Here is a 24,853-nt window from a genome sequence, read left to right as displayed (position 1 = left end):
GAAGTAGCTCGGCTGGGTGCCTGGCCGAAGGTCTATACGCCTCTCCCACGGCGACGCGCGGTGGCTGCAGAGTCTCGGTGGCGAAGAGATGGGCCGTGACTCCGCATTGAAGGTGAGTCCTCATGGGGATCCGACGGCTAGAAGACGCCGCCGGGATACCAGAAGAGGCGACTTATGTGTAGCCTTTTCAGTAGAGTGTTGGACGCGACGGGGGTCGAAAGTGGACGGCGGACGAGTTGCTGCGCGAGGTTTCCGTTTCCAGTACATGCGAACTCTGGAAGCCATGATCGCAGCAAGTGATGAAGCCCATCTCTGCCGAATAGAGGGACCAGAACGCGACTCAACTTCGACGGATGACAAGGAAGTTGTCGACTTTGACCTAATCGACAATTCCGGGACATGCCTAGTTGCGGCCCAAGTCAAGAGTGGTGGTCCCGGACGTACAGCCAGTGCTCACTCTTCCTTTTCGGTACTGACCCGACTGGTGCGTTCCGGTGTATCGCAGCGCTATGAGTTGATCACGAACATGACTCCTGATCGCCAATGCTCTGCCTTGATGGATACTCTACGGATTTCAGCGTCAATTCCCGATCTGCGTGAAGAATTGGAAAAAGTTCTTTCGAGGTCAGGAAAGAGCCTGTCCTTGCTGCATACGTTGTCGACTGAGGAGCTGCAACGGCTAAAAAGAGCACGCATAGTATTCGACCCTCGCACCGATGCCGAAATCAGGTCAAATCTCCATCAATGTCTGCGCTCATATAGAAACCGTCATAGGGCAGGCGTGGGAGAGCGATCAGCGGGACTTCTCGTCGGGTATCTGCTGGATGAGATACACGCAAAGGCTGCATCAGAGGCAAGCGGATGGCTTCTGTCTGACTTCAGACAGGAATCCCTCATTGAGGACGAGACGCTACTTCAGGCGTTGGGTAGGCAAGATTGGGGAGCTATCTATGGGCCGGTAGCCCCCGTGCCAGACGTGAACCGCCCGTCCCTGCTTGAAAGAATGGAAACAGCGTTCCCCGAGCTGCGCGATAGAAATATCGTACGTACCTGTGTGCTGACAGGCCTATCAGGTATCGGTAAATCGAGCCTGGCGTCAGCTTACTTGGCGAGAAACGCTTTCAAGTACGATCTGATTCTTTGGATTGAGGCTGGGTCTCAAGAGTCGCTCGTGATGTCGTTCCGCAAAGTGGATGCACATCTAACGCGAGCACCAGATGCCAGCAGCACAGTTGAGGATGCAACACTAGTCAGGGAAAGGGTACATTCGCTGCTCGCCGCCCTGCCTGGGCGATGGTTGATGGTGTTCGATGACGCGAGGCCTCGGGAGGTGTTCGATTGGCTGCCGAATCTTGGCAGGGGTGATGTTCTGATTACCTCGACTGATAGCGCAGCCTGGAGCCGTAGCGACTGCAAGATATCAGTCGGCTCCATGAGCCTCGACGAGGCCACGTCGCTAATACGTAATCGTCTAGGCGTACTTACCGGCGAGGACCAGCAAATCCATTCGTTGGCACTCGCCCTTGAATGTTGGCCACTGGCACTGGAGCTCGCATGCGGCTACATTGAAAGCTGCGGTATGCCACTTACCAACGTCGGCGAGTATCTGCATTCCCTCAAAAAGCGTGCACTAGGCGATTCACTCTCAGTTCCGCGCGGTTACCCTCGGACTCTCGTGGCGGCCATTCATTTAAGCATGCGCCATATATGCGAGCTCGCCAGCTGCGAGGATGAAGGAATGCGGCATGCTCTCATTCAGATGGTAGGTGTGTCCTGCTTCTTCAGTTCGCAGCGAATCCCCATTCATCTGGCAACCGTTTCAGCCCTCGTCCACCCTGATGAGGTAGAAACGGATACCGGGAGCGTGATAGTCGACGAGTACGGTTCGGATCTCCCCGTCCGGGAGGTGATTAGGCTTCTTACTCGCGTATCTTTCGTCAGATACGATGCACCATTGGAACGACTGAACGAAAGATCGAATCCCAGAGCCGACGATACCGTCACCCTTAATTCAGTTGTCCAGGAGATCCTTCGGGGCATCTTCAGCGTAAACTCTCCTCTGCCTGAACTGTTGTCACAAATGGCGTATCACACGGAACGATGGCTCCGCGAGGCGCTCGACCAAGGGGTTGGTCTCCGTGCGCACGAACTATCACTTCACGCGAGCGAACTTGCACACCATGCAAAAGCGCTAAATATCAAGTCCAACTACACTGCTCACCTGCTAGGAAACCTGGCATCTTTCTATCATTCACGAGGCAATGAGCAACTGTCCTTCGAGCTATTCAACTTGGAACTAGACTGGCTTGGAGATATCGCTGATGCCAGTGAAGTTCTCCGCATACAGACGAGGATTTCCCTGGCAACAATCCTCTTGAACAACCCCAGCCTGGCACGGTACTCGGAAGATTCTCCGCTTAACCACCTAACTCCTGTACTAGATTACGTTCGACGGCTAGCACAAGACAATCAAAGCAGCGCTGCCTTCCTTGCTGCCGAGTGCGCGTTCACGCTGCAGCAGGCAATGCTTATTGGTCGCGAGTCGCCAGCTATCTCTACGTTGGCGAATGATTTTGCCGAGCTATTGCAGCGACTGCCTGAAACGCCGGCCTCGCGTAGCATCACGGTTGCCTTCGAAGTGGGCAAGCTAATAGGTGAGCAAAGAGTCGAGGAAGCAATTATCCTCGCCAAGGAAGAACTAGCCCACTGGGAAAAAGCTGTCACGGCTCCGATAGTCGAGCTCCGCAGGCTGCTTGTTGAGGCGCTGGTTTTTGACCAGCAGTGGAATCAAGCAGTAGAAGAGTTTCAGCAACTAGTCCCCCTATTCGGCAAGCACACGATTTATCACACTTCAGCACTCCTCATGGTTCACAATGTGGGACTCCACTGCGCCATGCACTGGGGAATCTTTGGCGCTGCCGAAGCTTTGACTCTACTAACAGAAGTAACATCCGTCGTTGATGTCGAACATTTAACGACCGGAGTAAGTCGAGAAGTAGAAAAGCTCCGCTATGTTCTACTGGAAGCCCTGGCTGCATATGCCCAAGGTGGGCCAGAAGAGTTTGAGGCGAAATTCCAGGGCATAGAACCGCAGGATTTTGATTCCGGTCAGGCGTCTGACGTTGCTTGGGTGCTAGCGGCAAGTGCGACCGCAGCCCGGGTACGCGGAAGGACGAAAGGAGTTGACTCGAATCGCCTAACTGACCCCAAGGAGATATTGCGGGCTGCTGCTGATACCGAAGCTCGGTGCAGACTCATCACTGCGGCCGAGTTTGATATTTTGCTTACAGTCCTGGGGCAGGATGGAAAAAAGTTTGCCGGGCCTTCCGAGGTAGATGGTGTTCCTGTAGCGATCATTGAGCCGCGATACATCCTTGGATCCATGCACAAGGAAACCGGCGAGAAAACAGAGATGCAGGTATTCGCCATTTGCGCCGCCGGTTTCCACGACACTCGCAGGCGGAAGGAAGCGTTCGGTTTTTCGCCAGGGTGGCTCGTGAAAGCTAGCGGTGATGAAGTGACGCTAGTTGATGGTGAGGGCGGGCTCTGGGCTGTAGCGCGGGCGAAACCTTCCGAGGCCTGGATAAGTGAGGCCAACGCCAGTGGGCGAGTACGGATTCTTTATGGGTTTGGATTTGACCTTCATCTGGAACGAGACGGTGCTAAAAGCGCCCCGGTCGCAAACTTCACAGAGGCGGCGCAAGAGGGTTTTCTGTGTGCGGCCCTTGTCCGCTGGGGCGGCTCAAAAGTGGTCCCGCCTCATGTGAAGAAGAACCGTGGGCGAGCCCGCACACGGAAGAAGGGGCCAAAACGCCGGAAGTAGGGCAGTGAGGTCGGCGGAGCGGCTTTGGGCTGGAGCTGCTTTGGGGCGAGTGATCATGGCCCCGTAAGCTTCCGGCGCGTCGGGCAGTCTGTGGACCTGCCCGTTAAAGCACGACGTTGGGGCCATGATCTTAGAGGCTCGCCCCAAAGTGGCTGCCTAAAGCCGTGGAGCCGACCGCCCCAGCCACAGAGGGTGTCTCCTACGTCATGCCCGCAGCCGCCGAGCGCGCCGCCGGGCGCGGCCAGCCGGGGCGCAGACAGGAGGCAGGCCGCGCCGCAGAGGCGGTGCGCGCCCGCGCCGTGCGCGGGCCTTGATGAAGTAGGGAAAGTTGTACCGCACCCATGATCGAAGTCGCTCGATCGTGGCCTGTCGGCTCCCCGCTCGTCTCGGCTACCGTTCCTTGCATGCCTTCTGCACTGGACACGCCTCAGGGAGCGGCCGAACTCGCCGAGTCTCTGCTTCCCCAGCTCGGCAATCGCTGGCTGCACACGCAGGCTGTGGCCGCTCGGGCGCGCGAGGCTTCCGCGGCTGTGTCCGAGGCTGACCGGGATCTCCTCGTCGCCGCGGCGTGGCTGCATGACATCGGTTACGCCCCCGAGCTGCGCGAGACCGGGTTTCATCCCCTCGACGGTGCCCGTCACCTGGAGGCACTGGGTGCGCCGGCGCGTCTCGTGCGGCTCGTCGCTCACCACTCCGGGGCCGTGTACGAAGCGGAGCAGCGCGGTCTGTCGGCAGAGCTGGCCGTCTACGAGCGGGAAGACTCCCCCGTCCTCGACGCGCTGATCTTCGCCGACATGACGACCGGCCCCGCCGGACAGCTCTTCCCCTTCGACACGCGCATCGACGAGATCCTCGTCCGCTACGAGCCGGGGAGCGAGGTGCACAACGCGATCAGCAAGGCGCGTCCGTACCTCCAGGCCGCCGTTGAGCGAACCCTCGACCGCATGGCCGCTCAGCCGATGTAGGGGTCGGTCCGGTCGGCCAGGCCGTGGTCGATTCGCATGCGCATCGATGGGTGGATATTCAGCTCGTCCAGCCTGCTCGGATCGACGAACGCCACTTCCTTGCTCTCGCTGCTCGTCCGCAGCTGGCCGCCGACGATGCGGGCGTGGAAGCAGATCGAGAACTGCTGGCGAACCTCACCGTCGTCGTAGGCCATGACGTGTCCGGGATTCGTGTAGATCCCGACCAGGCCGGTGACCTCGACGTCGAAGCCGGTCTCTTCCTTGGTCTCGCGTACAGCCGCGTCGGGCGCTGACTCGCCCAGGTCGATGCCGCCTCCGGGCAGGGCCCACAGATCGTTGTCTGTCTTGTGGATCAGCAGGACCTCACCGGCCTCGTTGCGGGCCACGGCGGTCACGGAGGGGACGAGGCTGTTCGCCTTCGGGGCGTTCGGATCGTTGAAGTAGTCGACGCGTGCCATGCGTTCAGCGTCGCACGTCGGGAGCCGGTTATGCCTTCCGGCCCTGGTCCCATGCGTAGTCGAAGCTGCGCATGTAGTGCCGGAACGTCCGTGCTCCCGGCAGGTACTTGAAGTGCATCACCGGGTTTTGCCCGGCGGGAGCTCCGAGCACGTGGGGGTTCACCAGCACATCGTCGTCGAACCGGTAGATCGAGTTGTAGAGGATCGTGTCGTGCAGCCGGATTTCTACGCCGGGCGTCGACATGGCGGGCTGCAGGTACCGGCGAGTTATCCGCGCTCGGGCCGCCAGGTCGTCGCCGATGCCCTCCTCCTCGCCCCGCTGGCGCACGGCCGCGGAGTCCGGGTCGCCCAACAGGATGCGGACCTGGGCGCCGGCCTTCGCCTTCTCGGCCAACTGGTCCGGCAGGTCCGGGTGACTGTCGAAGAGGAAGAGTCCCGCGTACACCAGGATGTCGACCTGGTCCGTCGCCTTCTCGATCAGGGAGGACCACAGAGGGGCAGGGACGGCACCGCGGTGCGGGTAGTACGTGATCAGTTCCGATGCGCTCGCCTTCTCGGCCTGCTTCTCGACTGACGGCCAGACGTAGACCTCGTCGACCCCGAGGAAGCTCGCGGCCTTCCAGCGGTGCCCCCGGTGCGGAGTCCGGTTGGTGGTGATCCAGCGCTCGACGCTCTTGGGATCGACTCCGACGTGTTCGGCGACGGACTGGATCGTCTCGCCCTTCGCCGAAATCGCAGCCCGCAGACGCTCGTTCGCCATGGTGTTCCCTCCTAGGGACCCGTAGGGACGTTTTGACGGTAGCTCAGACGTCCCTAAACGTCCATACGGGCCGTGATGCGTCCACCCCCTCTCGCGGTCTCCTGATCTCACCGACGGGACGTCGGCCAAGAACTCACCACAGCAGGAGACAAGACGATGCGTCAGATTCCCGTGGACACCTCCGCCGCGACCGTGATGGTCGCCAAGACCCCGCAGCCCAAGGTCAAGGACCGCCGAACCGGTGAGATCGCCATGGACGTCGAGTCCGGCGCGAAGCTGATGACGGTCGATGTGATGTTCGCGGCCAACGACGAGGTGGAGATCCTCTCCATCACCGTCCCCGAACCGGGCATCTCCGGTGAGCTGACCATGGGCACGCCGGTCGCGCTCACGGGCCTGATCGCACGGCCGTGGGAGAACGACTTCAACGGTCAGAAGCGGCACGGCATCGCCTTCCGCGCGGTCGCCGTCACCTCGCTGGCCGCCGCTGCCTCGAACTCGAAGGCGGCCTGACAATGACCGCCTTCACGGTCGCTCTGGTGCTGGTCGTCGCCGCTGCGGGTCTCCTGCGGTGGCGGCGCCCCGCCTGGTACTGGATGACCTTCGGCGTCACCCTCGCCTCGCTGAGGGTCCTGGTCCGCTACGCCTCCGTCATGGACGCCTGTGGCCTGACGGTCCCGCCCCCGCGCTGGCGCCTGGCTCTGGCCCGGATCGCCAACCGGCCCGTGCCGGACTCCCGCCCGCCGCGCATCCTGCGCTTCCGGCCGACCCGTACCGGCCTGGTCCTGCGCCTGGGACTGCGCCCCGGTCAGGACGCCTTCGACGTCGCCGCCGCCTCGGACCGGCTGCGCCACTCCTTCTCCATGTACGGGGTCACCTCGCGTGAGGTGCGCTCGGGTGTCGTGGAAGTGCGGGTGACCGGCTACGACGTCCTCAAGCGGGTGCAGATGCCCGCCAAGGTCGACACCCGCCCCATGAGGGTTCCGGTCGCCCTGCGCGAGGACGGCTCGGTGCATTACCGCGACTACCGGGCCGTCCCGCACGCCCTCACGCTCGGCGCCACCGAGTCGGGCAAGTCCGTCTACCAGCGCAACCTGGTCGCCGGGCTCGCCCCGATGGACGTCGCCCTGGTCGGCATCGACTGCAAACAGGGGGTGGAGCTGTTCCCGCTGGCGCGCCGGTTCTCTGCCCTCGCCGACAACCCCGACACCGCCGCCGATCTCCTCGACGCGCTCGTGTCCCGCATGGAAGGCGTCTATCAGCTCATCCGGGCTGAGCAGCGCATCACTTCCGCCGTGCCCGACGCCGAGATAGCCGCCGACATCTGGGACCTGCCCGACGACATCCGTCCTGTCCCGGTCGTGGTCCTGGTCGACGAGGTCGCCGAACTCGCCCTGTTCGCCAGCAAGGAGGAGGAGAAGCGGCGCGACCGCATCATCACCGCGTTGGTCCGTCTCGCCCAGCTCGGCCGCGCGGCCGGCATCTACCTGGAGATCTGCGGACAGCGCTTCGGCTCCGAACTCGGCAAGGGCATCACCATGCTCCGCGCCCAGCTCACCGGCCGCACCGCCCACCGCGTCAACGACGAAACAAGCGCCAACATGGCCTTCGGCGACATCTCCCCGGACGCCGTCCTGGCCGCCATCCAGATCCCCGCCGAGACACGCGGGCTGGCCATCGCCGGTGACTCGACCGGCGGCTGGCACCGCATCCGCGCCCCGCACACCTCGCTCCGCCAGGCCGTGAACACCTGCAACCGGCACGCCGACCGCACACCGGCCCTGCCCGAACTGGTCCCCTTCCGGCCCGAGCTGGTCAGCTCCTCCGAGGCTCTCGTGCCGCTGTCCAAGACGGCTCCCGTCACGGCCTGAGTTTTCCCCGCCCAACGGTCGGTGCGACCGCCCTTCGCGCCAGGTCCCTACCCCTGCCATGTCTGATGAAGGGAGAACCCCGCCATGTGCCCCGACTGCGAGGACTTCGCCCGCACGGTCCTGCTCCTGGGCCAGCTCGCCCTCTACGCCGACACGACCGGCGCTGACCTCGACTTCGTGGACGCCGTCAGCCCTTCCCTGGCCGCCTCGCTCCCCGAACCGCCGACCGGGGAGGAGTCCTGATGCCCGCCCGTCACAACCTGCGCGTCGACGCCGTCCTGGTCCAGGCCGTCATCGCCGGAGCCTTGTCCTTCGCCCACCTGCACGACCTGGCCGCCGCTGCCGGACAGGACGGCTGGAAGGCCTGGGCCTACCCGGTCAGCGTCGACCTGCTCCTGGTCGCCGCCTGGCGACGACTCCGCAGTGAGGGCCCGTCCCGGCTGGCCTGGTGCTGGTTCCTCATCGCCCTGTTCGCCTCGCTCGGCGCCAACGTCGCCACCGCCGGATTCCTCGACCTGGCCGATCCACCCGCCCTGCTCCGCCTCGGCATCGCCGGATGGCCCGCGCTCGCCTTCCTCGGCGGAACCCTCCTCGCGCACTCCGGGAACCACCGGATCCCGGATGCCTCGGCACCCGCCGCGGCCCCGGAACCCGATCTCGCCGACGCCCGCGAACCGGCCCCCGAACCCATCCCGGACCCGGAGCCCGCCCCGGCCCCGTTGGAGGAGCCGCCGGCGCTTCCGCCCGCCGACCCTCCGCCCGCGGTTCCCGCCGTCCTCATCGACCACGCCCGCAAGGTCGCCGCCGACTACCGCGACCGCACCGGCGCCCCGATCGACACCGACACCCTGCGCGCCCGACTCGGCGTCCCGCCCCACCTCGCCGACGCCATCGCCGCCCAGCTCGCCTGACCCGGAAGGAGAACCATCCGCCATGCCCGCCCGCGACCACTTCCACTCCGTGATGCGGATCGGCCCCGTGCAAATCGGCACCCATCGTGACCGCCACGGCCAGACCAAGTACGCCGCCGTCTGCACCGCTGACCGCTGCGGCTGGTCCGCCGACTACTCCAGCCAGAGTGCCGCCCAGCTCGCCGCCCGCACCCACCGCTGCCGCGTCCGCTAGGAGACACCGCCGTGCAGGTCCCTCTCTGGTTCGCCCTCGCCGTCGTCGGCTACCTCGGCGTCAAGTTCCTCCGCCCGCCCTGGTGGCTCGTCGCCGTCCTCCTCCTCGGCGGATACCTCCTCGCCGACAGCGTCCTGGCCCCCGCCATCGACACCGCCCTCAGCAAGTAGCCCCGAAGGGAGAACCGCCATGCTCCGCCCGAAGATCCCCACCATGCCCAGCCCTACCGGACTCATCACCCCGCCCACCGTCGTCGAGCCCACCACCGTGGTCCAGCACCACCCGACGCCCGCGCCTGCGCCGACCGCGTCGACCCGCCCGACGATCCAGCTCACCCCCGGCACAGCCCTCGCCCTGGTGGGTGCTGGTACGGCCGTGGTCCTGGTCGTTGGCGCCGTCCTGGTCTCGATGCTCCTGGCCGTCGCCGTCACCGGCGCGTCCGTCGCCGTGTGCGCCGTGGTGATCCGCTCGCTCGTCTCCTCGCAGCACCGTCGCTGAACGGTCCCAGGGGCGACGCACAAGCCGCCAAGCACGCCGCCGCTCCTGGGACCGGGTTCCGTCAGCCAACCGCCATCGCCAAGGAGCAACGCCATGGACTTGCACATAGCCGCGAGCATCGTGCCGTTACTGGGCTGGGCCGTGCACGGCGGCATCCTCACCCGCCGTCTCGCCTGCGCCCGCCGCGACCCGCTCACCGGCCTGCACACCCGCGCCGGATGGACCGCCCGCGCCGAACACCTCATCCGCCGGCACCCGAACGCGGCCGTGCTCCTGGTCGACCTCGACCACTTCAAGACCCTCAACGACACCCACGGCCACGCCGCCGGGGACGCCGCCCTCGTCGCCACCGCCGACCGGCTGCGCACCTGGTGCGGACACAACGGCACCGCCGGCCGCCTGGGCGGGGACGAATTCGTCGCCGTGATCCGGGACCTGGCCGCCGCCGACCTCGACGCGCTCACGACAGCGCTGCACCGGCCGCTGCCCTATGACGGGACGTATCTCCCGCTGGCCGCCTCAGTCGGCGTGTGCCCTGTCGCGGAGCTGCCGGTGCCCCTCCTGACGGACGCCCTCGCCGCTGCCGACGCCGCCATGTACGCGGCCAAGGGCCGCACCCGCCGGGGCTCCCACACCATTCGCTGAGAGGCCGCCGGGTGGCGCACAAGCCGCCAAGCACGCCGCCACCCGGGGCCGTTCCTTCCAACCGCAATCGAAAGGAACCACCATCATGGCCCACCACTGCTCGCCCCCGCCGAGGATCTGCCCGGCCTGCGACGGCTTCGCCTCCGTCGCCGTCACCCTCGGCGGCCGCGACCACCGTGGCCACCTGCGCACCGTCACCGTCCACTGCCCGGCCTGCAACGGCCTCGGCGTCACCCGCACCCGCCCCGACCGGGAGGGCGCCCGTGCCTGAGCAGCTGCTCGACCGTGTCACCCTCGGCGACCTGCTGAGGGTGGCTTCGGCCTCTGACTACCACCGCTGGCACGAGCAGATCCGCCGCACCGGCGGCTGTGCCGACCCCATCCACCTGACCGGCTGGGTCCTGCACAAGGACAAGACGACCGGCGAGACCCTGCACCACTACTCCACCGACGGCGAACCGGGCGGGCGACTCCGCCTCGCTTGCGGCAACCGCCGGGCCTCCCGCTGCCCGTCCTGCGCCTGGACGTACGCGGGCGATACCTACCACCTCATACGCGCCGGGCTCGCCGGGGACGACCGCCGTGACATCCCTGCCACCGTCCGCGACCATCCCCGCGTCTTCGCCACCCTCACCGCGCCCTCGTTCGGCCGCGTGCACAACCGCCCGGACCGGGGCGTCTGCCGATGCGGCACCCGCCACACCCCCGACGATCCCGCTCTCGGCACGGCCCTTGACCCGGAGACGTACGACTACGCGGGCACGGTGCTGTTCAACAACCACGCCGGACAGCTCTGGCAACGCTTCACCAACCGGCTCCGTCGGGAAGTCGCCGCCCGCGCCGGCCTCTCTCAGCGGGAGTTGAAGGAGTCTGCCCGGCTGTCGTACGGCAAGGTCGCGGAGTTCCAGAAGCGGGGTGCGCTGCACTTCCATGCCGTGATCCGCCTCGACGGACCGGACGGCCCTGGCTCCCCGCCGCCGACCTGGGCCACGGTCGATCTCCTCTCCGACGCGATCCGGGCCGCTGCCGCGCACTCCTACACCTCGGTCTCCGTCCCGGCCGTCGCCGACCAACCGGCCCGGACCTTCCGCTGGGGCCGACAGCTCGATGTCCGGCCGATCAAGGCCTTCGGGCACGGCTCCGACATCACGGAACAGGCCGTCGCCTCCTACGTCGCCAAGTACGCCACCAAGGCCGCCGAGAACACGGGCACCCTCGACCGCCGCATCGGTGAACTGTCCGAACTCGACCGCCACGGCGTCCCGGACCACACCCGACGGCTCATCGAGGCGTGCAAGCTACTCGACCCGCTGTACCCGGACCGGCGCCTGTGGGCCTGGGCTCACATGCTCGGCTTCCGCGGCCACTTCTCCTCGAAGTCCCGCCGCTACTCGACCACCCTCGGCGCCCTGCGCCAGGCTCGCGCCGACTACCGCGCCGCCCAGGAGCACGCCGCCCTCGGCCTCGACGACCAGGAGCCGGACACCGTCCTGGTCCTCGCCGACTGGCAGTACGCGGGCCATGGCCACACCCCCGGCGAATCCGTCCTCGCCGCCACCATCGCCCACGGCCTCCAGCTCAACCGCCAAACCGCTCGCGAAGCCCTGCAAGACCTGGCTCTGGAAGGAGTCGCCGCATGACCGTCCGCACCCTTCCTGAGCGGTACCTGACCCCGGCCGACGTCGCCGAGCTGCTCGGTGTTCCGGTCGAGACGCTGTACCAGTGGCGGCGGAAGCGCACCGGCCCTCCGGCCTTCCGCGTCGGCCGGCATCTGCGCTACGACCCCGTACGGCTTCGCCAGTGGGTCGACGGGCTGACCGAGGTGGCCGCCTGATGCCTGGGCACGTGCAGGATCGCTGGTACAAGACCGAGACAGGCCCGGACGGCAAGCCGGTGAGGGTGAAGACGGACCGCTACGGCAGCGGCCTCCGCTACCGGGCCCGGTACGTCGGGCCGGACGGCACCGAGAAGAGCCGGTCCTTCCCCGACCGCCAGAAGCGTCGGGCGGAAGAGTGGCTGGCCGAGACGGCCGCCGACATGACCCGTGGCCAGTACGTCGACCCCAAGGCCGCCCGGATCACCTTCCAGCAGTACGCCGAACGCTGGATCGCCGGACAGACCACCGACCTGAACACCCGTATCGGAGTGGAAACCCGGCTCCGCCTGCACGCCTTCCCCCGCATCGGGGCGCGTCCGCTCGGGTCCTTCCGCCCGGTCCACATCCGCGAGTTCGTCCGGGACCTGGAGAACGACTCGATAGGCGGCACCTACGCCCGCAACATCTACGCCAACGTCCGTGCGGTGCTGTCGGCCGCCGTGGACGACGGCCACCTCGCCCGGAACCCATGCTCGGCGGCATCTGTCCGCCCACCGGCCGTCTCGACCGCCCGGGTCGTGCCCTGGCTCCCCTCCCAAGTGCTCGCGGTCCGCCAGGCCCTACCCGAGCGCTACCGAGCCATGGTCGACGTGGGCAGCGGCTGTGGCCTCCGACAGGGCGAGATCATCGGCCTGGCCGAAGACACCTTGCTGCTCGACAGCGACACCCTGCGAGTCACCACTCAGGTCAAGCTGATCCGTGGCGTCGCGGTCTTCGCGCCGCCCAAGGGCAACAAGGAGCGTGACGTGCCGCTGCCATCCTCGGTCGCCTCGGCGCTGCGCCGGCACATGGATCGTCACCCGCCCGTGGCCATCAAGCTGCCGTGGAGCAGGCCTGACGGCCCGCTCACCGAACGGCGCCTGATCTTCACCAATACGGCCGACGGAATCGTCTGGCGAAGCAACTTCAACATCCAGGAATGGAAGCCCGCCCTCGCGGCCGCCGGCCTCATTCCAACGCCCGAACCCGGCAAGCCGTACGCCTCCGCCCGGCAGCATGGAATGCACGCCCTGCGCCACTTCTACGCCTCGGTCCTCCTGGACGCGGGCGAGAGCATCAAGGCTGTGAGCGAATACCTCGGACACTCCGACCCGGCGATGACGCTGCGCGTGTACGCCCACCTGATGCCCAGCAGCACCGAGCGCGCCCGCCGGGCCCTGGACGGTGTCTTCGGCACGGCCCAGGAGCCCTGACGGCCCAAGGACGGCCCACCGGGCATAAGACGGCCCCCTACTGGCGACGAAACCGCTGGTAGGGGGCATCTTCGTGCCCGGAGCACATCAGTTCTCCGGGCTTGGGCATGGTCCTACCAGTGTCGCAGATCCAATCGGGTGGCCCGCGGGCCGAGGCGAGCCGGGGCGCTCGCCCGGGGGCGGGCGCCCGTGCGGTCGGGCGGGTGGGGTCAGGCGGCGGTCTGCTCCAGGCGCTGCTTGAGCAGCATCTCGTCCTTCGGGAGCTCCTTGCGGATCTGCGGGCGGACGACGAGGGGCACCAGGGCCCTGCCGATGCCTCGGCCCTCGAAGTCGATCTCGATGGTGACGCGGGAGCGGCGGCCGTCGTCGAGCGGTTCGATCCGGCCGTGGGTACGGGGGCGCACCGGCCCTTCGATGCCGTGCAGGTCCCAGCTGTGCGGCGGGTCGAGGGCGTCGAACTCGACGGTCATCGGGATCTCGCGGGTGCCGATGCGGCGGGTGACCCGGACGCGGGAGCCGGGGTGCATCGGCCCTTCCTCCAGCGGCTCCGCCGAGACGGCGCTCAGCTGCCATTCGGGGAGGTGGGAGGGGTCGGTGATGTACGCGTAGACGTCTGCGGGAGGACGGTCGACGTCGATGGATTCTCGGATGGCGGACATGGGCGGGCCCCCTTTGCGGCCCTGTGTGCGGCCCCCTTTACGACCCTCTTCAGGGGCGTACACCCGAATCGTCCCACTCCGCCGGGCGCGTGGCCAACACCGTGAAGCCGTCGAGCCCCCGCCCGTGAAGGGCAGGGGCTCGACGCCGTACGGACGGCCCGGTCAGCCGGATCCGACGAACAGCACCAGCAGCAGCCACACCACCGGGGCCGTCGGCAGCAGCGAGTCCAGGCGGTCCATGATGCCGCCGTGGCCCGGCAGCAGCGTGCCCATGTCCTTGATGCCGAGGTCCCGCTTGATCATGGACTCGCCGAGGTCGCCCAGCGTGGCGCTGGCCGCGACGGCGAGACCGAGGAGCAGACCCTGCCACCAGGTGCCGTCGTCCACCAGGAACTGCATGCACAGCGCACCGGCGGCCATCGCGAAGGCCACCGCGCCGAGCAGCCCCTCGCGGGTCTTGCCGGGGCTGATCCGCGGGGCGAGCTTGTGCTTGCCGAAGCGCCAGCCGACCGCGTATGCCCCGGTGTCGCTGACCACCGTCAGCAGCAGGAACGTCAGCACCCGCCAGGGCCCGTCGTCGGCGGTCAGCATCAGCGCGACGAAGGTGGCCAGGAACGGGACGTAGAACGCCGCGAAGACACCGGCCGTGACGTCCTTGAGGTAGCCCTCGGGAGGCTCCGTCATCCGCCAGACCAGCACGGCCAGCGCGGTGAGCGCCATCGCCACCCAGGCGCCCTCGGCGCCCCGGACGTACCCGGCGACGACCATCGCCGCGCCGCCGAGCGCGAGCGGCACCAGCGGCGCCTTGATCTGCTTGCGCTCCTGGAGCCGGCTGGTCAGTTCCCACAGGCCGACGACCACGGCGACCGCGATCACCCCGACGAACACGGCCTTGTAGACGAACAGCGACGCGACGATGACCGCGCCGAGTCCGACGCCGACCCCTATGGCCGCACCCAGGTCACGGCCCGCGCTCTTCTTCTGCGGTGCGGGCGCCGGCTGCGGGGCGTCGTGCATGGGCTCCGGATTCTGCGGCACCGCCCCGTGGGGCTGCGCCTGCGACACGTCGTACGGCTGCGCCTGAGCTGTCTCGTCTCGGAACAGGGGGCCGCTCAGCCGAGCAGCCCCCCGGTCGTCATCCTGGTGGTCGCCGTACCGGGGTACAGCGGGTCCGTCGGGCACGATGGGCATGGGGCGAGTGTGCTGCGCCTCAGGCGCATCGTACGCGGGACCCGCCGGGGCAGCCCCCTGGACATACCCCTGGTCAGGCCCCTGGTCGGACGGCGCCCAGTACCCGGCCTGCCCGGTCCGCTGCGGCGCTCCCCAGGAAGAGTCGTTCATCAGACTTCGAGCAGCTCCGCTTCCTTGTGCTTCAGGAGCTCGTCCACCTGGGCGACGTACTTCGCGGTGGTGTCGTCGAGCTCCTTCTCCGCACGGCGGCCCTCGTCCTCGCCGACCTCGCCGTCCTTGATCAGCTTGTCGATGGCGTCCTTGGCCTTGCGGCGCACGGAGCGGATGGACACCTTGGCGTCCTCGCCCTTGCCCTTGGCGACCTTGATGTACTCGCGGCGGCGCTCCTCGGTGAGCTCGGGGAACACCACACGGATGATGTTGCCGTCGTTGCTCGGGTTGACGCCCAGGTCGGAGTCGCGGATCGCCTGCTCGATGTTGCGCAGCGCGCTCTTGTCGAACGGGGTCACGACCGCCATGCGCGGCTCCGGCACGGAGAACGAGGCCAGCTGGTTGATCGGCGTCGGCGCGCCGTAGTAGTCGGCCACGATCTTGTTGAACATCGCCGGGTGCGCACGGCCGGTGCGGATCGCGGCGAAGTCCTCCTTGGCGACCACGACGGCCTTCTCCATCTTCTCCTCGGCCTCGAGGAGGGTCTCTTCGATCACCACTTGCTCCTGCGTGTCTTGAGTAAGGCCCGGCTGCGGTTCCTTGTCGGGGCGGCGGCCGGCTGCGTCGCGTCTTCTTCCTGAACGGTTCCCGACCGGCAGGACATTGTCCATCCCCCGGTCAGGCTCCGGGTGCTTGTCCGGTCGGGTTGTCCGGTCGGGCGCCGGGTGAGTCCCGGTCAGGCCCGGCTGCCCTGGTCTCCCACCAGCGTGCCGATCTTCTCACCCTTGACGGCGCGAGCGATATTGCCTTCGGCCAGAAGCTCGAAGACGAGGATCGGCAGCTTGTTGTCGCGGCACAGCGTGATGGCCGTGGCGTCGGCGACCTTGAGGTCGCGCGTGATGACCTCGCCGTAGCCGAGGGCGTCGAACTTCACGGCGTCCGGGTTGGTCTTCGGGTCGGAGTCGTAGACCCCGTCCACGCCGTTCTTGCCCATGAGCAGCGCCTCGGCGTCGATCTCCAGGGCGCGCTGGGCGGCGGTGGTGTCGGTGGAGAAGTACGGCATGCCCATACCGGCGCCGAAGATGACCACACGGCCCTTCTCCAGGTGGCGCACGGCGCGCAGCGGGATGTACGGCTCGGCGACCTGGCCCATGGTGATGGCGGTCTGCACGCGGGAGTCGATGCCCTCCTTCTCCAGGAAGTCCTGGAGGGCGAGGCAGTTCATCACGGTGCCGAGCATGCCCATGTAGTCCGAGCGGGCGCGGTCCATGCCGCGCTGCTGGAGCTCTGCGCCGCGGAAGAAGTTGCCGCCGCCGATGACGACCGCGACCTGGAAGCCGTCGCGTACGACGGCGGCGATCTCGCGGGCGATCTTGTGCACTACGTCCGGGTCCACGCCCAGGCCCCCGCCACCGGAGAAGGCTTCTCCGGACAGCTTCAGCAGATACCGGCCGCGCACTTTGCCGTCGTCGCTCTTCTGGGCCTTGGTGGTCATGGAGATCCCGCCTCTTTCACGTGTTGCACATACGAAGAAGGCCATTGCCGGTTGGGTGTGCTGCCCCTGCTCGGCAATGGCCTCCTCGTCAGATCTGCTGTCGTCCGTCACACGCGCGTGCGACGGCGTCCGCGGACGACTGCGTTCGACCCTAGCGGTTGTCCGCCCCGGGTCGTACGTCGGTCCCGGTACGGACTCAGATGCCGACCTTGATGCGCGTGAAGCGCTTCAGGGTGACACCGGCCTCTTCCAGAACCTTCTGGACCGACTTCTTGTTGTCGAGCGCGTACGGCTGGCCGAGCAGCGTCGCGTCCTTGAAGAAGCCGTTGACGCGACCCTCGACGATCTTGGCGATCGCGGCCTCGGGCTTGCCCTCGGCGCGGGTGGTCTCCTCGGCGATGCGGCGCTCGGACTCGACGACCTCGGCCGGGACGTCCTCCTTGGAGAGGTACTTCGGCGCGAAGGCGGCGATGTGCTGGGCGACGCCCTTGGCGACCTCGGCGTTCGGCTTGTCCAGCTCGACGAGGACACCGATCTGCGGGGGCAGGTCGGGCATCGTGCGGTGCATGTAGGCGAGCACGAAGCCGTCGGAGTACTGCGCGAAGCGGTCCAGGACGATCTTCTCGCCCAGGTTGGCGTTGGCCTCGTCCACGAACGCCTGGACGGTCTTGCCGGCCTCGATCTCGGAGGCGAGCAGGGCCTCGAGGTCGGCCGGGTTCGTCTTGGCGACGTGCTCGGCGATCTGGTTGGCGACGGCCTGGAACTTCTCGCCCTTGGCGACGAAGTCCGTCTCGCACTTCAGCTCGACCAGGACACCGGAGGAGTTGTCGTCGGCGATGATCGAGACCACGGCGCCGTTCTCGGCGGAGCGGCCCTCGCGCTTGGCGACGCCCTTCTGGCCCTTGATGCGCAGCGCCTCGACGGCCTTCTCGACGTTGCCGTCGGCCTCGTCCAGCGCCTTCTTGCAGTCCATCATGCCGGCGCCGGTCAGCTCACGGAGCTTCTTGACGTCAGCGGCGGTGTAGTTCGCCATGAGTCTGTGAATCTTTCTCGTCTAGATCCGCGCGGTCACGACCCACATGTAGTCGAGGACCGCGTACGTCGGGCTGACCAACGGGTGAACGACGGGGGCGGGCTTTTCGCCGCCGCCCCCGTCGTCACCGCTGACGGTGTCAGGCCTGCTCGCCCTCGGCGGCCGGGGCCTCGGCGGCGGGCGCCTCGGCGGCGGCCGGGGCCTCCTCGGCCTTCTTCTCGCCCTCGAGCAGGTCGCGCTCCCACTCGGCGAGCGGCTCGCCCGCGGCCTTCTCGCCCTTGTCACCGGCAGCGACGCCGGAACGGGCGATGAGGCCCTCGGCGACGGCGTCGGCGATCACACGGGTGAGCAGGGTGACGGAGCGGATCGCGTCGTCGTTGCCCGGGATCTTGTAGTCGACCTCGTCGGGGTCACAGTTGGTGTCGAGGATGGCGACGACCGGGATGTTGAGCTTCCGGGCCTCGCCGACCGCGATGTGCTCCTTCTTGGTGTCCACGATCCAGACGGCGCTGGGCACCTTCTGCATCTCGCGGATACCACCGAGGGTCTTCTCCAGCTTGGCCTTCTCGCGGGAGAGGACCAGGAGCTCCTTCTTGGTCAGACCGGAGGACGCGACGTCCTCGAAGTCGATCTGCTCAAGCTCCTTCAGGCGCTGCAGACGCTTGTAGACGGTCGAGAAGTTGGTGAGCATGCCGCCCAGCCAGCGCTGGTTGACGTAGGGCATGCCGACGCGGGTGGCCTGCTCGGCGATGGCCTCCTGCGCCTGCTTCTTGGTGCCGACGAACATGACCGTGCCGCCGTGGGCGACGGTCTCCTTGACGAACTCGTAGGCGCGGTCGATGTACGACAGCGACTGGAGCAGGTCGATGATGTAGATGCCGTTGCGCTCGGTGAAGATGAAGCGCTTCATCTTCGGGTTCCAGCGACGGGTCTGGTGACCGAAGTGGACGCCGCTCTCCAGCAGCTCCCGCATCGTGACGACGGCCATGGCCGTTCTCCTCGTGTTTCTCGGTTGTGCCGCGGGTACCGGACGGCACCCGCGCCTGACGCTCCCGATGCGCCTGCCGCGAAGGACCGAGGGGCGCGAGACATCGATGGTGTGACCCACCGACGTCGGGGCGTGCGAAGTCGACCCGGTGGCCCGGGTCGCCACCAGAAGTGTACGGGACCGGAGAGGTGCCGGGTGACGCCGCTGTCCACAACCGGCGGTCCGTCCACAGGTCCGGGCGCCGGCGGGTGGTGGCGCGGGACGGTTCCTCCCATGCGAGTGAACACCTGCGCCCGGCCGGCCTGGGCCCTGCTGCTGACCCTGTCCCTGACCGTCGCGACCGTCCTGACGTCCGCCGCGTCCGCCGGCGCACCTCGGCCGACGCCGGCACCGCCGACCGGGTCCGCCCCGCTGCCCTTGGCCGGGCTCTGGCCGGTGGGTGTACGTCCACCGGTCCTGCGTGGCTGGGAACCGCCGCCCACGCCGTACGCCCGCGGCCACCGCGGCGTCGACCTCGGAGCGGCGCCGGGCACGCCGGTACGGGCGATCGCGGCGGGGCGGGTCTTCTTCGCGGGGCGGGTGGCCGGAAAGGGTGTGGTGTCGGTGGAGCTGACGGCCACGGGTGAGCCACCCCTTCGGGTCACGTACGAGCCGGTACGGGCGACCGTCCGCAGGGGTGACGCCGTGGGGCCGGGCGAGGTGGTGGGCACGGTGGAGCCGGCGGGGTCGCACTGCGGCGAGCCGTGCGTGCACTGGGGGCTGCGCCGGGGGGACGCCTATCTGGATCCCCTCAGCCTGCTGCCCTCACGGCTCCTGCACGGCCCGTCGAGACTGCTGCCGGTATCGGGGGTGCCCCTGCCCTGACCGCCGTTCCCGTCGGCGGACCGTGGACGGCTGGTCGCGCAGCGCACCCGCGCTCATAGGGACATCTGGTCGCGCAGCGCCCCCGCCCCACGGGGACATCTGATCGCGCAGCGCCCGCGTCCCACGGGAACATCTGATCGCGCAGCGCCCGCGCCCCTTGGGGACATCTGGCGCGCAGGGCCCGCGTCCCTTGGGGGACATGCGGTCACCGGCGTGCCCACCCACCAGGGGACGGGCAGGGCTCAGCCCCGCACGCCCCGCAGCACCATCGCCACCGCGGCGTCCGCGATCACGCCGGGCTGCTCCGCCACCCCCAGCTCGGTGCGCCGGACCGCGGCGTCCACGACTCCCTGCACGAACATCGCCGCCAGCCGAGGCTCCGCATGCCCCAAGTCCCGCAGCGCGTCGACGATCATCGCGACGAGCCCGCCGTGCGCGGCGCGGATCTTCTCCCGCGCCCCGGCGTCCAGCTCGCTCGCCGAGATCGCCACGACGGCCCGGTGCCGCCGGTCCCCGACCAGCTCCAGCTGCGCCCGCACATACGCCTCGACCTTGTCCTCGGGCGTGGCGGCCCGCTCCATCGCCGCCGAGACCTCCGCGGCCCACACCGGGAAGTCGACCTCGCACAGCTCCTCGACCACGGCGGCCCGTGACCGGAAGTACTCGTACACGGACGACCGGGCGAGCCCCGTGCGCTCGGCCAGCGCCGGAAAGGTCAGCGCCTCCGTCCCGCCCTCGGACAACAGGGAACGAGCCGCGTCCAGCAGGGCGGCTCGCTGCATCGACCGGTGCTCGGCCACGGAGGCCGCTCGAATCCTTGGCACGTCAACCACTGTACGGACGCGCCACCCGCAGCGGGAGTGACCGCGGTGGGCCGCCCCTCGTCACCGGCCGAAGCTCGCCAGTTTCGCCCGCAGCTGGAGCACCGACTTGGTGTGGATCTGGCTGACCCGGCTCTCGGTCACCCCCAGCACGTTCCCGATCTCCGCCAGCGTCAGCCCCTCGTAGTAGTAGAGCGTCACCACGGTCTTCTCCCGGTCGGGCAGCGTGTTGATCGCCCGGGCCAGGAACCTCCGCAGCTCCCGGTCCTCGGCGACCTCCACGGGATTGTCGGCGGCGGTGTCCTCCAGCGTGTCCATGAAGCTGAGCCCGTCGCCGTCCTCACCTCCGACGTGCAGCAGCTCCTCCAGCGCCACCACGTTCGCCAGCGACAACTGGCTGAAAACCGCGTGCAGTTCGTCGACCGCGATGCCCAGCTCGGCGGCCACCTCGGTCTCCGTCGGCGTGCGTCGCAGCCGCGCCTCCAGGGTGGCGTAGGCCCGCTCGACGTTGCGGGCCTTCTGCCGCACCGAGCGCGGGATCCAGTCCAGCGCCCGCAGCTCGTCGATCATCGCGCCCCGGATCCGGGTGATCGCGTACGTCTCGAACTTGATCTCGCGGCCGATGTCGAACTTCTCGATCGCGTCGATCAGCCCGAACACGCCGGAGGAGACGAAGTCGGCCTGTTCCACGTTGGGCGGCAGGCCGACGCTCACGCGGCCCGCCACGTATTTCACGAGCGGCGAGTAGTGCAGGATGAGCTGCTCGCGCAGCCGCTCGTCCCCGGTCGCCTTGTACGACCGCCACAGTTCGTCGAGCGTCGAGGGAGCGGGCGGCCGCACGCTGTCACCGTCGCGGGCGGCTGGGGGGATTGCCGCCGCCCGGTCGGACCCGGAGGTGTGCTGGGGCATTCGTCGCCTTGAGCCGTTCTGCCGTGATGCTTGCGAAGTAGGGGTACCTGGGTGAGCTGTCGGCCTGATGCCGACTTGCCGGTATGAGTCGGGAACTTCGTGAGCGTAGCGTGACTGGAGTGTCGCGGTGAGCGAAGAGCGGGGGCGGACGTGTGCGCAGATACGTTCCGCTGACCGCCCCGCCGGGGCATGGCAGCCGGGCCCGGCGACCGCCGCGACACGTCAACTCGGCGTTCTCCCAAGGGGAGTACGACTTCCCCCGGACGGACGAACCCGCCGGTCAGCCTCGGGGACGACCCCGGTGGACGGACGCCGTCGCCTGGCGTGTCAACTTCCAGTCGTCGCCGTGTCGTTCGACGAAACCGAGTGCTCGCAGTTCGTACAGTCTGGCGATCGCGTCGTCCTCGGTGGTCTGTGCACCGAGCGCGATCTCGGCCGGGGCGGCGGCCGCGCGGGCGGGCAGGGCGGCGAGTACCCGCCGGGCGGCCGGGGCCAGCAGGTCGCGCGGCAGCACCGGGCCGCGCCGCTCCGGGGCGAGCTGGCCCATGGCGCCGACCAGCTCGATCACCTCGGCGGCGTCGGTGACCAGCTGCGCCTCGGCGCGCAGCAGCTCGTGCACCCCGGCGGAGAGGGCGCTGGTGGCCGGCCCGGGGACGCCCATGCAGTGCCGTCCCAGCCGTTGCGCGGCCCGCGCGGTGACCAGGGAGCCGCTGCGGTGGGCGGCCTCGACGACCACCGTTCCCCTGGTCAGCGCGGCGATGACCCGGTTGCGCAGCACGAATCTGCTCGGCGTCGGATGCTCGCCGGGCGGCAACTCGCCCACCACCAGCCCCTGTTCCGCGATCCTGGTGATCAACTCGGTGTGTCCGCGCGGATAGGGCCGGTCGACGCCGCAGGCCAGCACGGCGACGGTGGCGCCGCCCGCACCGAGGGCGCCGCGGTGGGCGGCCCCGTCGACGCCGTAGGCGCCGCCGGAGACCACCACCCAGCCGTGCTCGGCGAGGCCGGCGGCCAGACTGACGGCCATATGGGCGCCGTACTCGGTGCAGGCGCGGGCGCCGACGACGGCGACGGACCGCAGCGCCCATATCCGCAGGCTGGGCCGCCCGCGCACCCACAGGCCCAGCGGCCGGGCGTCCCCGAGGTCATCGAGCTGGCAGGGCCACTCGCCGGAACCGGGACACACGAACCGCATCCCGGCCGCCTCCGCGACCGCCAGATCCCGCTCGGGGTCGGCCCGCCGCGCCCGCGCCAGCAGCCCGCCCCAGCGCGTCGCGCTCACCCCGGCCAGCGCCTCCCCGCCGCCGCGCAGCCGCGCCACCACCTCCGCCACGCCGGCCTCCCGCACCCACCGCCCGGCCACCTCGTCCCCCGGCTCGATCACCCGCGCGAGGAACACCCGACCGATCAGCTCATCGCCGGCCCCGTCCCTCACGTCAGCGCTCCGATGGCCATGGGCACGCCTCGGGGGACCCCGGTGCGCAGTTGCAGGGCGAGGGCGACGTCCAGGGCGTTGGGCCGGTCGTGCCCGACGAGGTCGGCGACGGTCCAGGCCACCCGCAGCACCCGGTCCAGGCCGCGGGCGGTCAGCGCACCTCGTTCGAGGCAGCGCTCGGCCTCGTCCATGGCACCGCTCGCCGCGTACCACCGGCTGCGCAGTTCCCGGCCGGGCACCTCGCCGTTGGTGCGCCAGGGTGTGCCCGCGAGCCGGGCCGCGGCGCGTTCGCGGGCCTGCCGCACCCGGTCGGCGACGACGGCCGTGGACTCGCCGCGGGCGCCGCGCTCGGTGAGTTCGGCGCGGGTGACGCGGTCCACCTCCACCCGTAGATCGACCCGGTCGAGCAGGGGCCCGGAGAGCCGTGCCTGGTACCGGCGGATCGCGGAGGGCGGGCACTCGCAGTGGTCGTCCGTCTGGGAGAACCGTCCGCACGGGCAGGGGTTGGCGGCGAGCACCATCAGGAACCGGGCGGGAAGGCGCACGACTCCGGCGCTGCGGGCGATGACCACATGGCCCGCCTCCAGCGGCTGGCGCAGCGCGTCCAGGGCCTGACCGCTGAACTCCGGTGTCTCGTCCAGGAAGAGCACGCCCCGGTGGGCCAGCGACACCGCGCCCGGCCGGGGGATTCCGGGACCGCCGCCGACCAGGGACTGCATGGTGGCCGAGTGGTGCGGGGCGCAGTAGGGCGCGACGTCGACCAGCGGTTTGCCGGCCGGCAGCAGTCCGGCCACCGAGTGGACGGCCGTGACCTCCAGTGACTCCTGCCGGGTGAGCCGCGGAAGGATGCCGGGCAGCCGCTCGGCGAGCATCGTCTTGCCCGCGCCCGGCGGTCCCTCCAGGAAGAGGTGATGGCCACCTGCCGCCGCGACCTCCACGGCGGCGCGGGCCGAGAGCTGGCCCACCACGTCGGCCAGATCGTGCCCGGCGTCCTGGTGCGCCGCGCCCGCGCTGTGCATGCCGGTGGCGGCGCCCGCGCCGGGCACGCGCAGTCCGGCGAGCAGCGGGTCGGGGCGGCCCTGTTCGTCGGCTTCCTCCTCGGGCACCGGCTCGTCCGCGAGGACGGCGATGAGCTGGCGCAGACTGCGCACACCCAGCACCGACACCCCGGGGACCAAGGACGCCTCCGCGGCCGCGCACTCCGGCACCACCACTTGCTCGTAGCCCGTGTCGGCCGCGGCCAGCACGGCCGGCAGGATGCCCCGCACCGGGCGTACCCGGCCGTCCAGCCCGAGCTCGCCGATCATCACGATGTCGGCGAGGACGCGCGGGTCGATGCGCTCGGCCGCGCCGAGCACGGCGCAGGCCACCGCCAGATCGAAGCCGCTGCCCGCCTTCGGCACCGACGCCGGGCTCAGCCCCACCGTCAGTTTCTTCTGCGGCCAGGCGGCGCCCGAGTTGACGACGGCGGCGCGGACGCGGTCGCGGCTTTCCGTGAGGCTCTTGTCGGGGAGGCCGACGAGGGTGAAGGCGGCGACGCCGGGTTCGAGGTCGGCCTGGACCTCGACGACGACGCCCTCGACGCCGACGAGGGCCACGGCACAGGTGCGTGCGAATCCCATGTCAGGCCACCCCCCGCGCGTGCTCCACGACGGGCGCGCCACGCCGGGGCAGGAGGACGCCGACGACGTCGATGCGGACGCCGCCGGGCGGCGCTCCGCCGTGTGTCTGGATCCAGCGTTCGGCGAGATCGCGCAGGCGTCCGGCCTTCTCCGGGGTCACCGCGGCCATCGGGTGCTCGAAGGCACCGCCCCGGCGGGTCTTCACCTCGCACACCACCAGGACGTCCCCGTCCCGGGCCACGATGTCGATCTCGCCCGTCCTGCCGCCGCGCCAGTTGCGCTCCAGGACCGCCAGGCCGGCCTCCGTCAGCCGGCGGGCGGCCAGCGTCTCACCGTATTTGCCGAGTGCGCTTCGTGCGTTCATGTCGGCACCACCTCCGGCGCCAACGATCACGCGGCCCCGCCCCGGCCTGTTGATCTTTGTGGACGGGCGGGCGGCTGTGGAGAACTCCCTCACCCGTTCGGGTGAGAA

Annotated in this window: 28 protein-coding genes; 15 read left to right on the top strand and 13 right to left on the bottom strand. The window is 68.8% G+C overall.

From position 1 onward, the window contains the following. Positions 1-283 precede the first annotated feature (283 nt). Together ACSU6M_RS24745 and ACSU6M_RS24740 are read left to right on the top strand one after the other, a co-directional pair. A complete protein-coding gene (locus ACSU6M_RS24745; protein WP_437072392.1) occupies positions 284-3,823 on the top strand; it encodes a hypothetical protein in 3,540 nt (1,179 codons plus the stop codon). A gap of 404 nt (positions 3,824-4,227) precedes the next feature. Continuing rightward, positions 4,228-4,788, top strand: a complete 561-nt coding sequence (locus ACSU6M_RS24740) for an HD domain-containing protein (protein ID WP_437072390.1) — start codon at positions 4,228-4,230, stop codon at positions 4,786-4,788. Here the strand turns inward: ACSU6M_RS24740 and ACSU6M_RS24735 are convergent. Further along, positions 4,776-5,246, bottom strand: a complete 471-nt coding sequence (locus tag ACSU6M_RS24735; RefSeq protein WP_311685318.1) for an NUDIX hydrolase — start codon at positions 5,244-5,246, stop codon at positions 4,776-4,778. The genes ACSU6M_RS24740 and ACSU6M_RS24735 overlap by 13 nt on opposite strands. Before the next feature lie 28 nt (positions 5,247-5,274). Beyond that, complete coding sequence (locus tag ACSU6M_RS24730; RefSeq protein ID WP_356671732.1) at positions 5,275-6,006, bottom strand: XRE family transcriptional regulator; 732 nt, start codon at positions 6,004-6,006, stop codon at positions 5,275-5,277. Between the two features lie 156 nt (positions 6,007-6,162). Between ACSU6M_RS24730 and ACSU6M_RS24725 the strand changes: the two genes are divergently transcribed. From ACSU6M_RS24725 to ACSU6M_RS24670, 12 genes are all read left to right on the top strand, one after another. Then, positions 6,163-6,519 carry an SCO3933 family regulatory protein gene (locus tag ACSU6M_RS24725; RefSeq protein ID WP_161368211.1) on the top strand — a complete coding sequence of 119 codons (357 nt, stop codon included), beginning with the start codon at positions 6,163-6,165 and terminating at the stop codon, positions 6,517-6,519. Positions 6,520-6,521: 2 nt separating this feature from the next. Beyond that, entirely contained in the window at positions 6,522-7,877 is a 1,356-nt protein-coding gene (locus tag ACSU6M_RS24720) for an FtsK/SpoIIIE domain-containing protein (RefSeq protein WP_437072388.1), read from the top strand. An 84-nt stretch (positions 7,878-7,961) separates the two neighbouring features. Continuing rightward, positions 7,962-8,120 (top strand): hypothetical protein, encoded by a 159-nt coding sequence (locus tag ACSU6M_RS24715; protein ID WP_167396220.1) that lies wholly within the window; start codon positions 7,962-7,964, stop codon positions 8,118-8,120. Next, the gene (locus tag ACSU6M_RS24710; RefSeq protein WP_437072387.1) at positions 8,120-8,788 is read left to right on the top strand and encodes a DUF2637 domain-containing protein; all 669 of its coding nucleotides are present in this window, start codon (positions 8,120-8,122) and stop codon (positions 8,786-8,788) included. Before ACSU6M_RS24715 ends, ACSU6M_RS24710 begins: the two co-directional genes overlap by 1 nt. Positions 8,789-8,810: 22 nt before the next feature. Further along, entirely contained in the window at positions 8,811-9,002 is a 192-nt protein-coding gene (locus tag ACSU6M_RS24705; protein ID WP_161368208.1) for a mobile element transfer protein, read from the top strand. A gap of 11 nt (positions 9,003-9,013) precedes the next feature. After that, positions 9,014-9,172: a hypothetical protein gene (locus tag ACSU6M_RS24700; RefSeq protein ID WP_184564812.1), complete on the top strand. Its 159-nt coding sequence runs from the start codon at positions 9,014-9,016 to the stop codon at positions 9,170-9,172. Positions 9,173-9,191: 19 nt separating this feature from the next. Beyond that, the gene (locus tag ACSU6M_RS24695) at positions 9,192-9,500 is read left to right on the top strand and encodes a SpdD-like protein (RefSeq protein ID WP_437072385.1); all 309 of its coding nucleotides are present in this window, start codon (positions 9,192-9,194) and stop codon (positions 9,498-9,500) included. Between the two features lie 93 nt (positions 9,501-9,593). Then, the gene (locus tag ACSU6M_RS24690) at positions 9,594-10,145 is read left to right on the top strand and encodes a GGDEF domain-containing protein (protein WP_437072383.1); all 552 of its coding nucleotides are present in this window, start codon (positions 9,594-9,596) and stop codon (positions 10,143-10,145) included. Positions 10,146-10,230: 85 nt separating this feature from the next. Then, the gene (locus ACSU6M_RS24685) at positions 10,231-10,416 is read left to right on the top strand and encodes a hypothetical protein (protein WP_437072382.1); all 186 of its coding nucleotides are present in this window, start codon (positions 10,231-10,233) and stop codon (positions 10,414-10,416) included. After that, positions 10,409-11,785, top strand: a complete 1,377-nt coding sequence (gene repSA, locus ACSU6M_RS24680) for a replication initiator protein RepSA (RefSeq protein ID WP_437072380.1) — start codon at positions 10,409-10,411, stop codon at positions 11,783-11,785. Before ACSU6M_RS24685 ends, repSA begins: the two co-directional genes overlap by 8 nt. Continuing rightward, positions 11,782-11,979 carry a helix-turn-helix domain-containing protein gene (locus ACSU6M_RS24675; protein WP_093474319.1) on the top strand — a complete coding sequence of 66 codons (198 nt, stop codon included), beginning with the start codon at positions 11,782-11,784 and terminating at the stop codon, positions 11,977-11,979. Before repSA ends, ACSU6M_RS24675 begins: the two co-directional genes overlap by 4 nt. Beyond that, positions 11,979-13,214 (top strand): tyrosine-type recombinase/integrase, encoded by a 1,236-nt coding sequence (locus ACSU6M_RS24670; protein ID WP_437072379.1) that lies wholly within the window; start codon positions 11,979-11,981, stop codon positions 13,212-13,214. The genes ACSU6M_RS24675 and ACSU6M_RS24670 overlap by 1 nt, the downstream gene beginning before the upstream one ends. A 209-nt stretch (positions 13,215-13,423) precedes the next feature. On the opposite strand, the gene ACSU6M_RS24665 is transcribed toward ACSU6M_RS24670, so the two are convergent. The 6 genes from ACSU6M_RS24665 to rpsB all read right to left on the bottom strand — a co-directional run bounded on the left by ACSU6M_RS24665 (position 13,424) and on the right by rpsB (position 18,730). Next, the gene (locus ACSU6M_RS24665) at positions 13,424-13,873 is read right to left on the bottom strand and encodes an SRPBCC family protein (protein WP_437072378.1); all 450 of its coding nucleotides are present in this window, start codon (positions 13,871-13,873) and stop codon (positions 13,424-13,426) included. A 162-nt stretch (positions 13,874-14,035) separates the two neighbouring features. Then, positions 14,036-15,214 (bottom strand): phosphatidate cytidylyltransferase, encoded by a 1,179-nt coding sequence (locus ACSU6M_RS24660; protein ID WP_437072377.1) that lies wholly within the window; start codon positions 15,212-15,214, stop codon positions 14,036-14,038. Next, positions 15,214-15,771 carry a ribosome recycling factor gene (frr, locus tag ACSU6M_RS24655; RefSeq protein ID WP_014675285.1) on the bottom strand — a complete coding sequence of 186 codons (558 nt, stop codon included), beginning with the start codon at positions 15,769-15,771 and terminating at the stop codon, positions 15,214-15,216. The genes ACSU6M_RS24660 and frr overlap by 1 nt, the downstream gene beginning before the upstream one ends. Before the next feature lie 179 nt (positions 15,772-15,950). Then, on the bottom strand, positions 15,951-16,709 hold the full coding sequence (gene pyrH / locus ACSU6M_RS24650; RefSeq protein ID WP_437072375.1) for a UMP kinase: 759 nt from the start codon (positions 16,707-16,709) through the stop codon (positions 15,951-15,953). A gap of 196 nt (positions 16,710-16,905) precedes the next feature. After that, positions 16,906-17,742 (bottom strand): translation elongation factor Ts, encoded by an 837-nt coding sequence (tsf, locus tag ACSU6M_RS24645; protein ID WP_437072373.1) that lies wholly within the window; start codon positions 17,740-17,742, stop codon positions 16,906-16,908. 139 nt (positions 17,743-17,881) lie between these two features. Beyond that, positions 17,882-18,730 (bottom strand): 30S ribosomal protein S2, encoded by an 849-nt coding sequence (gene rpsB, locus ACSU6M_RS24640; RefSeq protein ID WP_437072372.1) that lies wholly within the window; start codon positions 18,728-18,730, stop codon positions 17,882-17,884. Between the two features lie 273 nt (positions 18,731-19,003). On the opposite strand from rpsB, the gene ACSU6M_RS24635 reads away from it, so the two are divergent. Then, on the top strand, positions 19,004-19,594 hold the full coding sequence (locus tag ACSU6M_RS24635) for a peptidoglycan DD-metalloendopeptidase family protein (RefSeq protein ID WP_437072371.1): 591 nt from the start codon (positions 19,004-19,006) through the stop codon (positions 19,592-19,594). 242 nt (positions 19,595-19,836) lie between these two features. Here ACSU6M_RS24635 and ACSU6M_RS24630 read toward each other — a convergent pair whose 3' ends face one another. From ACSU6M_RS24630 to ACSU6M_RS24610, 5 genes are all read right to left on the bottom strand, one after another. Continuing rightward, entirely contained in the window at positions 19,837-20,394 is a 558-nt protein-coding gene (locus ACSU6M_RS24630) for a TetR/AcrR family transcriptional regulator (protein WP_437075332.1), read from the bottom strand. Between the two features lie 84 nt (positions 20,395-20,478). Next, positions 20,479-21,324, bottom strand: a complete 846-nt coding sequence (gene whiG, locus ACSU6M_RS24625; RefSeq protein WP_437072370.1) for an RNA polymerase sigma factor WhiG — start codon at positions 21,322-21,324, stop codon at positions 20,479-20,481. A gap of 280 nt (positions 21,325-21,604) precedes the next feature. Then, positions 21,605-22,759, bottom strand: coding sequence for a DNA-processing protein DprA (gene dprA / locus ACSU6M_RS24620; protein ID WP_437072368.1), 1,155 nt, complete (start codon positions 22,757-22,759; stop codon positions 21,605-21,607). After that, positions 22,756-24,381 carry a YifB family Mg chelatase-like AAA ATPase gene (locus tag ACSU6M_RS24615; RefSeq protein ID WP_437072367.1) on the bottom strand — a complete coding sequence of 542 codons (1,626 nt, stop codon included), beginning with the start codon at positions 24,379-24,381 and terminating at the stop codon, positions 22,756-22,758. The genes dprA and ACSU6M_RS24615 overlap by 4 nt, the downstream gene beginning before the upstream one ends. A 1-nt stretch (position 24,382) precedes the next feature. Then, on the bottom strand, positions 24,383-24,745 hold the full coding sequence (locus ACSU6M_RS24610; protein ID WP_437072365.1) for a YraN family protein: 363 nt from the start codon (positions 24,743-24,745) through the stop codon (positions 24,383-24,385). Positions 24,746-24,853: the final 108 nt, after the last annotated feature.

The organism is Streptomyces sp. enrichment culture, from assembly GCF_964272895.1.
GTDB lineage: Bacteria > Actinomycetota > Actinomycetes > Streptomycetales > Streptomycetaceae > Streptomyces.
Note: the sequence above shows the minus strand (reverse complement) of the source record. Positions and strands in the feature narration are given on the sequence as shown.